The 14,913-nt window shown below is 69.5% G+C and carries 10 protein-coding genes; all 10 read right to left on the reverse strand.

Going from position 1 to position 14,913, the window contains the following annotated elements; all coding sequences use genetic code 11:
- Nucleotides 1-17: 17 nt before the first annotated feature.
- The 10 genes from P3F85_RS08910 to P3F85_RS08955 all read right to left on the reverse strand — a co-directional run bounded on the left by P3F85_RS08910 (nt 18) and on the right by P3F85_RS08955 (nt 14,764).
- On the reverse strand, nt 18-422 hold the full coding sequence (locus P3F85_RS08910; protein WP_374010872.1) for a type II toxin-antitoxin system VapC family toxin: 405 nt from the start codon (nt 420-422) through the stop codon (nt 18-20).
- A complete protein-coding gene (locus tag P3F85_RS08915; protein WP_374010873.1) occupies nt 422-658 on the reverse strand; it encodes a type II toxin-antitoxin system Phd/YefM family antitoxin in 237 nt (78 codons plus the stop codon). Before P3F85_RS08915 ends, P3F85_RS08910 begins: the two co-directional genes overlap by 1 nt.
- Nucleotides 659-711: 53 nt before the next feature.
- A complete protein-coding gene (gene murA / locus P3F85_RS08920; RefSeq protein ID WP_374010874.1) occupies nt 712-2,079 on the reverse strand; it encodes a UDP-N-acetylglucosamine 1-carboxyvinyltransferase in 1,368 nt (455 codons plus the stop codon).
- The gene (gene leuD / locus P3F85_RS08925; RefSeq protein WP_374010875.1) at nt 2,076-2,675 is read right to left on the reverse strand and encodes a 3-isopropylmalate dehydratase small subunit; all 600 of its coding nucleotides are present in this window, start codon (nt 2,673-2,675) and stop codon (nt 2,076-2,078) included. Before leuD ends, murA begins: the two co-directional genes overlap by 4 nt.
- Entirely contained in the window at nt 2,675-4,168 is a 1,494-nt protein-coding gene (gene leuC / locus P3F85_RS08930) for a 3-isopropylmalate dehydratase large subunit (protein WP_374010876.1), read from the reverse strand. The genes leuD and leuC overlap by 1 nt, the downstream gene beginning before the upstream one ends.
- A 151-nt stretch (nt 4,169-4,319) precedes the next feature.
- Nucleotides 4,320-4,811: an FHA domain-containing protein gene (locus P3F85_RS08935; RefSeq protein ID WP_374010877.1), complete on the reverse strand. Its 492-nt coding sequence runs from the start codon at nt 4,809-4,811 to the stop codon at nt 4,320-4,322.
- Nucleotides 4,812-4,833: 22 nt separating this feature from the next.
- Nucleotides 4,834-7,182 (reverse strand): transglutaminase family protein, encoded by a 2,349-nt coding sequence (locus P3F85_RS08940; RefSeq protein WP_374010878.1) that lies wholly within the window; start codon nt 7,180-7,182, stop codon nt 4,834-4,836.
- On the reverse strand, nt 7,179-8,495 hold the full coding sequence (locus P3F85_RS08945) for a DUF58 domain-containing protein (RefSeq protein WP_374010879.1): 1,317 nt from the start codon (nt 8,493-8,495) through the stop codon (nt 7,179-7,181). Before P3F85_RS08945 ends, P3F85_RS08940 begins: the two co-directional genes overlap by 4 nt.
- Nucleotides 8,496-8,547: 52 nt before the next feature.
- Nucleotides 8,548-9,510, reverse strand: coding sequence for an AAA family ATPase (locus P3F85_RS08950; RefSeq protein ID WP_374010906.1), 963 nt, complete (start codon nt 9,508-9,510; stop codon nt 8,548-8,550).
- Nucleotides 9,511-9,529: 19 nt separating this feature from the next.
- Nucleotides 9,530-14,764: an Ig-like domain-containing protein gene (locus P3F85_RS08955; protein ID WP_374010880.1), complete on the reverse strand. Its 5,235-nt coding sequence runs from the start codon at nt 14,762-14,764 to the stop codon at nt 9,530-9,532.
- Nucleotides 14,765-14,913 lie beyond the last annotated feature (149 nt).

Below are 14,913 nucleotides of genomic sequence, written 5' to 3' on the forward strand. Positions count from 1 at the left end.
ACGCGGACCGCGCGGCATCACGCACCCACCGTCACGCGCCGGAGGTCGAGCTGCGGGATGCCACCGAAATCGTCAGGATTGCACGTGTAGAGCGGCAGGTCTCGTGAGATCGCCGTCGCCGCGATCAGCGCATCGAAGGCCCGGGCGGTGGGCGTGCGTCCCGCTGCCCGCAGCGACTGAGCGACCTGCGCGAAGGCCCGGGCCGCCGAGGAGTCGAACGGGATCGGGTCGAAGTCCGCCTCCGCGAGCTGCAGATGCGCCTGTCGTGCCGCCCTCTCCTCCGGGCTCTTCGCGACCAACGGCCCGACGGAGAGCTCGGCGAGGGTGAGGGCGCTGATCGACGGGATGTCGGGAAGCTCCGACGGGTCTGCCACACGCCCCAGCAGGATGAGCGTCGAGGTGTCGAGCAGACCCGGCTGCATCACCACTCCTGGTCCACCACGTCGTCGATGTCGGCGCGCAGGGCGCGCGGGTCGACGGGCGGGAGCGTGCGGCGCTCCGCCATGAGCACGGACAGTGCCCGGCCAGGCGAGGGCAGGGGCGACAGCTGTGCCACCGCCGTCCCGTCTCGCGTGATGGTCAGGTGTTCTCCGCGAGCGACCCTGTCGAGGATGTCGCCGCCGTGGTTGCGTAGATCTCTCACGCTGACAGTCTCCATGGGCGGACTGTATCACGGGTGAGACCGCGGCGAATCTGTGGATAAGCCGGGGGTCAGCCTTCCATGGTGAAATCTGCGCCGAGGAGCTCCAGCTTGGTGATGAAGTTCTCGTAGCCACGACTGATGATGCCCACGTTGCTGACGGTCGAGCGTCCCTCGGCGGTCAGTGCCGCGATGAGGTGGCTGAATCCGCCGCGCAGGTCGGGGACCTCGATGTCGGCGCCCTTCAGCTCCACCGGGCCCATGATGACCGCCGAGTGGTTGAAGTTGCGCTGACCGAAGCGGCACGCGTGACCGCCGAGGCACTCCTTGTGCACCTGGATCTTCGCGCCCATGTCGATCAGCGCATCCACGAAGCCGAAGCGCTGCTCGTACACGGTCTCGTGGACGATGGACACGCCGTTCGCCTTGGCGAGCGCGATGACCAGCGGCTGCTGCCAGTCCGTCATGAATCCGGGGTGGACGTCCGTCTCGATGACGACGGGCTTGAGCTCGCCGCCCGGGTGGTAGAAGCGGATGCCGTCGTCGTGGATCTCGAACGCGCCACCGACCTTGCGGAAGACGTTGAGGAAGGTGAGCATCTCGGGCTGGCGGGCGCCACCCACGTAGACGTCGCCGCCGGTCGCGAGGGCCGCAGCGGCCCAGCTCGCGGCCTCATTGCGGTCGAACAACGCGGTGTGGCTGTAGCCGTCGAGCTTGTCGACGCCCTCGATGCGGATCACCCGGTCGGTGTCGACCGCGATGATGGCGCCCATCTTCTGCAGGACGTTGATCAGGTCCATGATCTCGGGCTCGATCGCCGCGCCCTTGAGCTCGGTGATGCCCTCGGCGCGGACCGCGGTCAGCAGCACCTGCTCGGTGGCGCCGACGCTCGGGTACGGGAGGTCGAGCTTCGCGCCGTGCAGGCCGTTCGGGGCGGTCATCCGGATGCCGCTGGGCAGCTTGTCGACGACAGCACCGAACTGGCGAAGCACCTCGAGGTGGTAATCGATCGGGCGATCGCCGATGCGGCAGCCGCCGAGGTCGGGGATGAACGCCTCGCCCAGCCGGTGCAGCAGGGGTCCGCAGAACAGGATCGGGATACGGCTGGAGCCGGCGTGCGCGTCGATGTCGGCCATGTGCGCCGACTCGACCGCGCTGGGGTCGAGGAGGAGTTCACCGGCGGTGCCGTCGGTGACCTTGACGCCGTGCACCTCCAGCAGTCCGCGCACCACGCGGACGTCGGAGATGTCGGGGACGTTCCGCAGAACGCTCGGCCCTTCGCCGAGGATGGCTGCCACCATCGCCTTCGTGACGAAGTTCTTGGCGCCGCGGACCTCGATGCGGCCCCGGAGGGGGATGCCGCCGTTGATCGTGATGCGATCGCCCTTGAGGCCGACGCGTGCGCCGGCCGCCTGTGCGTCCTGAAGAAGTGAGTTCAAAGTTTCACCGGGAGGGTCGTGGGCCGCCAGCTCGCGCGGCCCGATTCGTATTCGGAGATGAGCGCCTCGTCGCGCAGGGTCAAGGCGATATCGTCCAGCCCTTCGAGCAAACGCCAGCGAGTGTAGTCGTCGATGTCGAAAGACACCTGGACTTCACCGACGGTCGCAGTCTTGGCAACCAGATCCACCGTCGCCGCTATTCCCGGCTGCGCTTCGATGGCTTCCCAGAGCCGTTCGGCGTCCGCCTCGGAGATGATGCCGGTCAGCAGGCCCTGCTTCCCCGCGTTCCCGCGGAAGATGTCGGCGAACCGGGGGCTCAGCACCACACGGAAACCGAAGTCGCGGAGGGCCCACACCGCATGTTCGCGAGACGAACCCGTGCCGAAGTCGGACCCGGCGACGAGCACCGTCGCGCCCTGGTATTCGGGGCGGTTCAGGATGAAATCGGGGTCTTTCCGCCACTCGTGGAAGAGCGCATCCTCGAAGCCCGTCTTGGTGACGCGCTTCAGGAACACCGCCGGAATGATCTGGTCGGTGTCGACGTCGGAGCGCCGGAAGGGGACGGCCGTTCCTGAGACGGTCTCGAACTTCTCCATCAGGCGCCCACCTTCTCTCCGACGCGCGAATCCGCGCCGCCATCGCTCGGCGTGTCGTCGCCTTCGTGCTCGAGATCCCACGGGCTCGACAGCGTCCCGCGGATCGCGGTCGCCGCCGCGACAAGCGGCGACACGAGGTGCGTGCGACCCCCCTTGCCCTGCCGTCCTTCGAAGTTGCGGTTGGAGGTGGAGGCGCAGCGCTCCCCCGGTGCCAGCTGGTCCGGGTTCATGCCGAGGCACATGGAGCAGCCCGCGAAGCGCCATTCGGCGCCGAACTCCTCGACGATCTTGTCGATCCCCTCGGCTTCTGCCTCGATCCGGACCCGCGCACTGCCCGGCACGACCATCACGCGGACGCCGTCGGCCTTCGTGCGGCCTTTGATGATGGAGGCGAAGGCCCGCAGGTCCTCGATGCGGCTGTTGGTGCACGAGCCCATGAAGACGGCGTCCACCGGGATGCTCTTCATCGGGGTGCCCGCCTGAAGATCCATGTACTCCAGCGCTCGCTCGGCGGCAGCGCGGGCGTTCGGGTCGGCGATCTGCGCCGGGTCGGGGACGGACTGGCTCAGCGACACGCCCTGCCCGGGGTTCGTCCCCCAGGTCACGAAGGGCTCGATCTCGTCGGCGTCGAAGTAGACCTCGGCGTCGAAGACGGCATCCGGGTCGCTCTGCAGGGTGTTCCAGTAGGCGACCGCTTCGTCCCAGTCGGCGCCCTCCGGAGCGTGGGGACGCCCCTTCAGGTAGGCGAACGTGGTCTCGTCCGGTGCGACCATTCCGGCGCGGGCGCCGGCCTCGATCGACATGTTGCAGATCGTCATCCTGCCCTCCATGGAGAGCGAACGGATGGCGCTGCCGCGGTACTCGAGCACGTAGCCCTGACCGCCGCCGGTGCCGATCTTCGCGATCACCGCGAGGATGATGTCCTTGGCCGTCACTCCGGGACGCAGCTCGCCCTCGACGGTGATCGCCATCGTCTTGAACGGCTTCAGCGGGAGCGTCTGCGTGGCGAGCACGTGCTCCACCTCACTGGTGCCGATCCCGAACGCCATCGCACCGAACGCGCCGTGCGTCGACGTGTGCGAGTCGCCGCAGACGACGGTGATGCCGGGCATGGTGAGGCCGAGCTGCGGACCGACGACGTGCACGATCCCCTGCTCGATATCGCCGAGGGAGTGCAGCCGGACACCGAACTCCTCCGCGTTGCGGCGCAGCGTCTCGATCTGGGTCCGACTCGTGAGATCGGCGATGGGCCGGTCGATCCCGATGGTCGGCGTGTTGTGGTCTTCCGTGGCGATGGTCAGATCGGGTCGGCGGACCGGGCGCCCGGCCATCCGGAGACCGTCGAACGCCTGCGGGCTGGTGACCTCGTGGACGAGGTGCAGGTCGATGTAGATGAGGTCGGGCGAGCCGTCCTCACCCTTCTTGACCAGGTGGTCGTTCCAGACTTTCTCGGCCAGCGTCAGCGGCCCGGATGTCGTCGTGGGGGTGCTCATGTCGTGCGAACTCCTAGCGTGTGAACGGATCAGCCGTCGACGAACTCCGCGGCGAGGCGGGCCTGATGTCTAGGACTCGCCGCGGCGGCTAAGGAGGAGAAGACCCGCGTACACGAACGACAGGCTATCACCCGATGGGCCACCGCTCGGGTCAGGAGCGCTCGACACGGACACGCAGGTCGCCGAGGAGGATCTCCATCCCTTCCCCCACCGGCGCCGGGCTGCCCGGCTCTGCGCGGGCACCGCCGACGAGCACCCCGTTCGTCGAATGGAGGTCGGTCACGGTGAGGAGGTCGCCGTCCGTCCTGAGCTCGGCGTGCGTCTTCGAGACGGTCGACGTCGGGTCGTCGAGCGCGATCAGCTCGGCATCCGCCGCCTCTGTCGCCGCCGCGGCACGCGACGGATTCCGGCCCACGAGCACGGTCCTCGTCACCGGGATGCTGCGACCACCGGGCAGGATCAGCCGCCAGACGGGCCGTGGCGCAGCAGGCGCACCTCCGGGAGCTGCGGGCGGGGTGAACACCGGAAGAGGCCGGATCGGCGCGGAGCTCCGGTCGGCCGGCTCGTCGCTGCCGGGCGCGCCCAGCGGCGGCCGCGACGGGATGAGCCCGGGCGGCGGCACGATGAACCCGCTGTCGTCCATGCCGCCCACTATACGTTCGCCCTCAGGCTCGGCGTGCTCGGCGGTAGCGGAAGGCGGCGAGGCGCGAACGCACTGGCCCGGCGGCTTTCGTGGCGTCGGCGAGAGCCTCGTCGGCGGCGCTCCACGCCCGCGCGACACGCTCGTCCGTCACCTCCGTGCCGTCGAAGACGGCGGCATCGACGTGGCGCGCCAGGTCGCCCAGCCCGTTTGCGGGCACGGGGAGGTCCTGTGCCGCCGATTGCTTCTCGAGCGCGGCAGCGGTCTGCAACCGGGTGGCGCGCTCCGGCACGACGAGACCCAGTTCCGCATAGCCGTCGGTGAGTTCGTCCCACGCGCCCGCCGCGCGACGGTCGGGTGGTCCCGCGCTCTCGCGCCGCCGTCGCCGCCGCCGTTTGAGCGCCGCGATGAGCAGGAGCGGAACGAAGTAGGCGAGGAGGGGGATGCCGACCACACCGAGGACGACCCACGCCCAGACGGGGAGCTGGAAGCCCTTCGCCTTGTCCTTCGGGTCGTTGTCCTTCGTCTTCACCGGCGTCAGCAGGTCCTCTGCGCGCGGATCGGCAGGCGGCGGCTGCCGCACCTGGGGCTGCGGTTCGAGCTTCGGCTTGGTGGTCTGATTCTTCGGGGCGTCGGTCTTGGTCGGCGTCGGGAAGAAGGGCACCCAGCCGACTCCCGCGAAGGCGACCTCGTCCCACGCCGTCACGTCGTCTCCGGTGACGGTCGTCGTGCTCCCCGTCACCTTCGGCGCGAAGCCCATCACGACACGCGTGGGGTAGCCGAGCCGCCGGGCCATCAGGGCGAAGGCGCTCGCGTACTGCTCCTGATCACCGACCATGGGCGATTTCGAGAGCAGGTCGGTCATCCGGTCCGCTCCCTCGCCAGCACGCGAGGGAACCGGATCGGAGGCCCTGCCGTGGCTGAGGAAGCCGAGCGACTTGAGCGACCGTTCGATGTTGCGCAGCTTCTGGATGGCGGTGTCGGCCGATCCGGCGTACTCCTCCGCCTTCGCGGAGACGACATCCGGGACGTTCGTGACCGTCGGAAGTGCCAGCTTCGCAGGGGGCACCTTCGCGAGTGCGCGGTCGTTCGGAACCTTCTGAGCGGTGGCGCCGACGGTGTAGGTGAGACCATCCCGCACTCCGCTGGTCACGGCAGCGGTACCCGTCGCCGTGTTGACGCGCACAGTGCCGGCCGGATCGGCGCCCGTGTGCTCATCGAACCTCAGCGTGTTCGTATAGCCGAGCGTCGGCAGCCATACATCGGAGTAGCCCAGCACGTCGATCGAGGCCGTCGACGACGCTCCCGGCGTGAACAGCGGCGGTTCCGGGATGGTGCTTCCGAGCAGTTCGAAGGCGCCGGAGGCATCGGAGTCGCTCCCGGGCGATGCCACCGACCACACGACGCCGTCGTAACTGTCCATCGTCGCGAGGCGGATCACCTGGCCCTGCTGCAGACCGGTGACGGCGAAGAGCTTCGTCTTCTGGAGGTCTTTCGTGTACTTGCGGAAGCCCGCGAGCGGGCTCGGGTAGTCGAGCGGGTCGAAGGGCGGGGTGATCTCGTCGCGGACGACGAAACGGGACGATGCCGGAGGGGCCAGGAGCGAGCCGGCCAGCGCGCCGACGGCGACGGCCCCGATCACCACGACGGCGCCGCCGAGAAGCCGGCTGCGGCGCACCGCGGAGTCGGTCTCGACGCGATCCCGCGAGAAGCGCGCCCGCCGCCACGACAGCCAGACGAGCGCGATGGCCGCGAAGAGCACGGTGCGGACCCCGGCGAAGAACGGGTCCCGCGTCCCCAGCAGGATCGCGGTGAGCAACAGAGCCGTCGGCCCGAGGAGCAGCAGTGCCGCGCGACCGGACGAGGGACGTCGTACCCGCGGCAGCCAGCGCACCGCCAGGGTGACGGAGATCAGAGACACCAGCCAGCCGGCCACATAGGGGACCACCGCGACGTACGGCGGCGCCTCCAGCGGCGCCTGCAGCGTGACGGCGTCCGACCATCCGAATACCGCGCCGAGCACCAGCCCCGAGAGACTGTCGAGGGTCGGGAGGACGCCGAACAGCGACTGTCCGGGAAGCGCCAGCGGGGTCCCGAGGAGGAAGTACGCGGCCAGCGCGAGCACGACAGTGAGGGGCCAGGAGAGCCGGAACAGCCGACCGAGGAGGGCCACTCCCCCGCCGACGACGATCCCGCCGACGGCGGCGGGCACAAACGCATAGTGCCCGAAAGCGGGCTCCAGACCGATCACCGCGAGAAGGCTCAGCCCGGTGAGGACGGCGACATCGATCCAGGTCGTCGTGGAGAGCCGGTCGACGAGCGAAGTCGTCGGCGCTGCTCCCCGGGGGCGTGCCCTGCCGGTCGTGGCGCTCATCGGCCCGCCCGTTTCAGGAGGGCGGGAAGCTCCGGCAGTGCGGAGACGGTGATCAGCATGGAGCGGCCCAGGCGGGTCAGCCGCGGCTCGGCAGCCTCATCGACGCGGATCACGATGGTCTCGGTGTCGCTCCCCCAGAGCGCGGAAGCAGCGCGGAGCTCTGTCGCCTCGACCTGGGAGCCGACGACCGTCACCGCGAGGCTCGGCACCTGCAGCCGCAGTGTCGCCTGGCGCAGGAATTCGCGCAGCGAGGCGTGCGCTCCCTCGACGGGCTGGATCCGGCAGGAGTCGTCGAGCAGCGCCGTCGGGGTGCCGACACGCATCGCACCGCCCTGCCACAGCGCGTTGATCTCGGTCTCCTCCCGGATCACCTGGCACCCGATCGAGGTCAGCACGGAGACCCCGAGCTCGAACTCGTCGTCCGACGCGAAGTGCGACCGTTCTCCGTCGAATGCGAGCAGCAGCTGCGACCGCCGGGTCTCCTGGTACTGGCGGACCATGAGCTGACCGGTGCGAGCGGAGGTGCGCCAGTGGACGTTGCGGATGTCGTCGCCCGGCTCGTACGTGCGAAGCGCGTGGAACGCCAGGTCGCTGTCGGTGATGACCTTGGTGGTCTGCCCCTCCAGGTCGCGCACCAGGCCGCGCGCAGTCGCCGCCAGGCGCACGGTCTTCGGATGGACGAACAGCTCGATCCGGTCGGTCCACTGGTTGGTGCGCCGCAGCAGGCCGAGCTGGTCGCCGCGCACCGACAACGCGGGGCCCGCGAGGATCAGAGCGCGCCGGGCGGTGGGCACCGCGAAGAGCTCCTCCGTCTCAGCGCCGGGGGCCAGGCGCGGGATGGTGAAGTCGGCCTGCCCCTCGCCGACGGGCAGCTCCATGCGCGTCGGCAGGACCGGCCGGGAGCCGCTGTTGACGACGCTGAGCCGGCCGAGCGCACGTTCGCCCGCGACGACGCGGCGCGGATTCAGTTCGATGTCTACCCGGTAGGTCGACCGCCCGAACACGAAAGCCGTCGCGATGACCAGCGCGGCGAGCAGGGTCAGGGCGATGAAGAGGAACTCGGCCCAGCTCAGCCAGAGTGCGAGAACCAGGGAGATCACCGCGGAAGCGAGCACGATCCAGCCGAGGGTGCTGACGACGCCGACGACCGGCCGGATCCGGCTCGCGATGACGCGACCGACGGGGGCGGTTCGCGTGCCGACCGCCGCCGCCAGCCGCGCGATGGCCGCACCCACCTGCCCTGCCGCGATGCGCGCCTGATCGGCGGCCGAGGCACGGCGTCGCCGAGCGCGGGCAGGGCTGTCGGTGGTCATGGAAGCGCGGATCCCGTCGATTCGGAGGAGGTCTGGAGTGAGGGGCCGGCGATCACGCGGCCCGATAGGCCGGCGGGGTGGCGGAGGCGACGGCACGCTCGACCACGTCGGCCGCCGTGACACCGGCGAACTCCGACTCCGGGTCGACGATCACCCTGTGTGCGAGCACCGGCAGAGCGAGGTCGCGGATGTCGTCGGGTGTCACGAAGGTGCGCCCGACCGAGATCGCCCACGTCTTGGCAGCCCGGGCGAGCGCAAGAGCTCCGCGGATGCTGACGCCGAGAGCCGCATCCTTGTCGTCACGGGTGGCGGTGACGATCTCGCTGAGGTAGCCCATCACGCTGGCGTCGGTGTGCACCTCGGACGCGAGCTGCGCGAGTGCCGACACCGAATCGGACGCGATGATCGGCCGCACCGCCGACGCGCGCGAGCGGTTCGACGAGTCGAGCAGCAGGTCGACGGTGGTCGCGTGATCTGGGTAGCCGAGCGAGGTCTTGATGAGGAAGCGGTCGAGCTGCGCCTCGGGCAGCGAATACGTGCCCGCCTGCTCGACCGGGTTCTGGGTTGCGATCACCACGAACGGCGACCCCACGGAGTGGCCCACTCCGTCGACGGTGACCACGCCCTCCTCCATCACCTCGAGCAGCGCCGACTGCGTCTTCGGGCTGGCCCGGTTGATCTCGTCGGCGAGCACGACGGAGGCGAAGATGGGTCCCGGATGGAACTCGAACCGCCCGGTGGACTGGTCGTAGATCGTCACGCCCGTCACGTCGGAGGGCAGCAGGTCCGGCGTGAACTGGATGCGCGACTGCGTGCCCTCGATGGTGTTCGCCAGTGCTTTCGCCAGAACCGTCTTACCGGTGCCGGGAACGTCCTCCAGCAGCACATGGCCGCCGGAGAGCATCGCGGTGATGACGAGGCGGATGCTGTGCTCCTTGCCGAGGATCGCCTTATCGACGTTCGCCACCAGTTGTGAGAACGCGCCGGCGAACCACTCCGCCTGCTCCTGGGTCACTGTCACTGCTGCTTCTCCCTCATTTGGACCAGTCCTGAACACTGCTCTGAACACCGTTGACGACCACGTACGCGCCCGGGTAACCGCACCACGGCTCGATGTCGCTGTTCGCGTTGCCGTGGTAGTGGCCGTAGCCATTGCCATCGGTCGAGATCGACCGCGTCGACAACTGGCCTCCATTGCAGTGCACCTGCATGGTGACCGACGAGTTCTTGGGGAAGTCGTGGATAGTCACGTCGTACGTGTAGCTGTGGACATATCCCGGCTTGAGGTCGCCCTTCGCCAGGTCGACGGACGGCGAGGGCGGCGGCGGATCCTTCACCTGGACGGTGTTGGACGTGACCGGGGCGCCCGACTTGCCGCCGGGATTCTCGGCGTAGACCTCGAACGAGTACGTCCCCGCGCCCTTGTTGTTGACCTTCGCCGAGGTCGAGCTGGTGCTCGTCCAGCCGCCGGCTCCGGTGAGGCGCCAGTAGTAGGTCGCCTTGCCGCCACCGGTTCCGCTCGGGTCCGAGAGCCCGTTCCAGCTGAGCGTCAGGTCGCTGGGCGCGTTCCCGCTGCTGCTGATGTTCGCTCCCGTGATCCTGGCGGGCGTCCCGTACGGCGTCACCGGGGTGCTTGCTGCGGAATTCTCGCTCCAGCCGTCCGAGTTCTGCGCGCGGACCGTGAATGAGTACGGCTTGCCGTTGGTCAGTCCGCCGATCGTGACGTCGCCCACCGACCCGGTGGTCACCGAATGCGTGCCGTCGGTCACCTGGTATTGGGTGATCGGCTTGCCGTTGTCCGCCGGCGCTTTGATCGAGACGGTCACCGAACCGTCGCTGGCGCGAGGGTTGGACGGCGCGCTCGGCTTGGCGGGCACGTCGTGGATCGTGACGCGCAGTTGCCCGATGGCCGAGGCCGTCCGCTTCGGGTCCTTCGTCGCGTCCTCCACGTGGTAGAGGACGTTGACCGCGCCGATCGCTGCGCCTGAGGCCGCGCTCACGCTGATGGAGGAACCGGTGTGCGTCACCGTCACGCCAGCGGGCGCGCTCTGCGCTGTCGCGTCCGTGATGGTCAGCGCCTGCCCCGGGAACGGGTTGACCCACTGGTCGTCGCCCGCCGCGCCGTTCAGTGTGGCTGTCTGACCCCGCTTGACCTCCTCCGTCTGCGGCGGGTTCTTCTGCGTGGCCACCGGACGGCTCGAGCTGACGACCTGCACGTTGACGGTTCCCGAGATGGTGTGGGTCCCGGAGCTGATGGTCACGGGGATGGACGCGGTCTGCCCCGCCTGCGCACCCAGCGGAGCCGAGAGCGTGAGGGTCGACCCGCTCAGCGACGAGTGGATCGCCGCGCTCGACGACGTGCCTCCCGAGTAGGTCAGTTTGTTCAGGATCTCGGGGTTGGGGTGGAAGCTCGACGCCCGGAGATCGACCGCGAGCGGCGCCTCCCCCGGCTCGATCCTCTCGCTCGGGGAGGTGAACGTCGGGGCGACATCGGACTGGTCGGGCTCGCCGACCGTGATCGGCAGCACGAGCGTGGTGATGCGGTCGGAGGTCGCGCCGGCGTCGCGTCCGTCATTCACCTTGAACGTGATCGCCGCAGGTCCGCGGTAACCCTTCGCCGCCGTGAACGTCAGGGTCTGCTCGTCGCCGAACGACGATCCGCCCGCGCTGTTCGTCGCGCTGACGCCCGAGGCGCCGGTCAGTTTGGTGCCGCGCCCCGAGGGCACCGTGATGATGTCGGAGAGCTTCCAGCTCTTCGAGCCGTCCGCCTGCACGATCTGCTGCGGCAAGCCGCCCACCAGTCGCGGCGGCGCCGTCGCGTCGCCCTTCGGGGGAACCACGACGAAGGCGGTGCCCTTCAGCCCGGTGACCGGGTCGGTCAGGGTGTAGGCGATCGCGATCCGCTGCTCGCCCGGCTTGACCGCGAGGGTTCCGTCCTGGCCGACCTGGGCCGCCGAGGCGTTCGGCCCAGTGACGTCGACCTTCAGGTCGCCGACGAGTCCGGACGGGTTGGTGGCGCCGTCGAGCACCTTCACCGGAACGCTCGACTTGTTGGCGACCTGGTCGGGTTCGAGCACGTGATCGATCGCGGTGGGGGGAACGTCCTTCGCGTTCGGCGTCACCGTCACCTGGATGAACGCGCTGGCGACACCGCCCTGGCCGTTCGTGATCTGGTAACGCACGACGAACGACCCCTCGTCCTTGGGTGCCGTGACGAGCACGATCTTGCCGTGCACGGACGCCGTGAGGCCGTCATCCACCTGGAGCAGCTTCTTCCGCAGGGCGATCGCGTAGCCGTTGGGGTCCGAGTCGTTGTCGAGGACCGGCACCGCGATCGTGCGGCCCGGCTTCACCTGGACGGGGTCGTTGACAGCGATTGGCGGCCGGACCTGGTCCGGCCGCGGGATGACGGCGATCGAGACTGTGCCGGTGGCTGCCTTCCCGTACGTGTCCTTCACCTGGTAGGTGAAGGTGTCCGTACCCGCGGAACCGGGGTACGCCTCGTAGGTGAAGGAGCGGCTGGTGGAGTCGGAGATGCGGCCGAGGGTGGGCTGGGTCGCGAGACCCGAGAGCGTCACGGAGTCGCCATCCGGATCGATGCCGTCGAGCGGCACCTCCACCGGGACCGAGGAGCCCGCGAATGCGCGGACCGTCAGCGGTTGCGGCTGCGGGGCCCGATCGGATCCCTTGTCCGCCCCGCCGACGACGAAGGTGACTGTGGCCTGGGCTTTCTGGCCGTACTTGTCCGTGATCCCGTAGACCACGTTGTACTGCCCGGGTGAACTCGGCGCCTGGTACCGCACCGTCTCTCCGCTCACGAACGCGGTCGCACCGTCACCCGCGCCCGCCGCATCCCGGAGCTGTGTGTCGAGCGTGAAGGGCGCGTTGTCCGGCGAGTAGTCGTTCTCCAGCACGGAGACGGTCGCCACGTCGCCGGCGCGCACCGGCACCTGGTCGTCGACCCCCACCGGCGGCTGGTGCTGCACGAGCGGAGGGACGGGGACCACGGTGATCCCGGCGGTCGCCTCGTTCACGCCGTCCGAGACGACGTATGTGAGCTGGACCTGCTGGGTCAGCACGGTCGGCGCGGTGATCTTGACCACCGCGTTGTCGAGCACCTCGACGTTCAGGTCCTCTGCGCCCTTGCCGACCGCGACCGACCGGACCGCCAGGACGCGACCGGACGGCGACACGTCGTTGTCGAGCACGGCGACCGACGTGGGCTCGCCCGGGCGCACGTACGCCTTGTCCGTCACGGCGATCGGCGGGGCCTCGCTGGCCCCCTGCGCGGCGATGTCCACGCGGGCAAGGCCGGTGGTCGTCTTCGGCCCGGCCCCCAGCGTGTACACGAGGTAGTACTGACCGGCCGCGTTGCTCTTCACCGTGATCGTGCCCTTGGCGGCGTCCGCCGTCACCTGGGCGCCCGACCCGTCGAGGTTCGCACCCACCAGGCTGAGCGGCTCGCCGGACGGCGACTGGTCGTTGTCGAGCGGATGCAGCACGACCGGCCTGCCGGTGAACCCGTCGGCGAAGTCGGTCACGGCCACCGGATCGAGAGTGCCCGCGGGCTTGACGGTGACGATCAGACTGCCGGTGGTCGAGGCTCGCCCGTCGGAGACGGTGACCCGCACCTCCTTGGATCCCGCCTGCCCCGTCTTGCTCGTGAACGTCACGTCGCCGTTCGGCTTGAAGCGGACGTCGTCCTCGGTGGTCGGCGTCGCGGCGACCAGGCTCAGGTCGTCGCCGTCGGGGTCGCTCCAGTCGTTCAGGATGTTGTAGGTGACCGACTGTCCGACCTCGGTCTGCGCGGTGCTGGACCGCGCGGAGACCGGGGCCGTGTTCTCGGCCGGCTGCTTGAGGGTCGCATCCACCTGGGCCGAGGCCGTGCCGCCACGGCCGTCCTCGACGGAGTAGCGGAACGAGATCGTGCCGCTCAGGCCCTCCCTCGGCGTGAACTGCAGCGCCCGGCCCCCTTCGACCCGCTGCAGTTCCCCCTGCGCCGCGGGGATGGCCGACACCTCGGAGACCGTCAGGACGTCGCCATCCGGATCGGTGTCGTTCGCGAGCACGTGCAGGACGGTCGACCGGCCGGGACGCACCCCGTACGAGTCGTTCACCGCGATCGGCGGCCGGTTGACGCCGGTCCGCTGCGCCAGCGTATCGGCGAACGACTGCACCACCGGCTTCTCCTGGCCGGTCTCGCCCTGCACCGTCGTGTCGTTCGGCTTGAGCTGCGCCCAGTTCTGCACCAGCCGCATGTTCGACGAGACCACCCACGCGTTGCCGTCGCGCAGATTGTTGAGCGCGATGACGTTGTGGTTGACCCGGAACTCCAGGTCGTCACCCTTCACCGGCTGATCGATGTCGAGCCCGATCGCCTTCTTGCCGTCGCACGCGTAGAGGTAACGGCCGGATCCCGACCACGCACCGAAGGAGCAGCTGCCGAGCCGGACCGGCGCGGAGACCGCATCGGGGCCGCCTGCGGAGGTGGCTCCGGCCGGCACCGACGCCACCGTCCCGCCACCGATCGGCACACTGAGCAGGCTGTTGGCGGTGGCCACCAGTGCCACGCGATCGTCCTGGCCGGGCTGCTGGAGCCGCAGTCCCTTCGCGGGCAGGTCGACCGTCGTTCCACCTCCGGTGATCACGCGGTTCCGTTGCGTGTCGAGCACGACGGGCTGGTCGCCCACCGCGGTCAGCTGGAACGCCCCCGGGACGGCGAAGTCCGCCGACTGCGGCTTGGCGCCCGGCCGCTCGACCGTCACCAGGCGCTTACCGCGGGGCGCGACGACGAACGTCGTGCCCGACTTCGCGACCGCCAGCTTCGCCCCCGGCCCCACGGTGAGGACCGGTCGGGTCTTGCTCCGGTCGAAGTCAAGGCGTCCGGAGGCATCGAGCACCCACAGCGCGCCGTTCGGCGCCAGCACCGACAGGGTGTTGCCACCGTAGCCGACCTGCGAGTTCTCCGGGATCTGGATGCGTCCCCCGAGCGACACGAAGGCCGGGTCGATGCGGTCCACCGTCCCGTGCGGCAGATCCGTCAGGAAGTAAGAGGGCCCGTCCTGCAGCACGTCCAGGTCGGCGCTCGCACCGGTGACCGCCGCATCCAGCTCGTCGATCTGATGGTTCAGCCGGCCGCCGAGCAGTTTCTCGCCGTTGGTCACCCAGACATCCCGGGTGTCGAGCTCGACCGCATTGACCGGGAAGCCCTTGTGCAGCACGGCGATCGTCAACGGGACACCCGCGACCACGGCGAGTGCAGTGATCATGGCGAGCGTCTTGCGCTCACGGAACCACGTGCTGAACGAAACCAAGTGTCTGCTATCCCCCGGGCTGTAAAACCGCGTCCACGCTAACACGCGCTCCCGACGCTCCCGCGATGGGGAGGACTCCCCATCGCCGCCGGGCCACGCACATC

It is taken from the genome of Leifsonia sp. T36S-04 (genome assembly GCF_042465655.1).
In the GTDB taxonomy this organism is placed as follows: domain Bacteria; phylum Actinomycetota; class Actinomycetes; order Actinomycetales; family Microbacteriaceae; genus Leifsonia.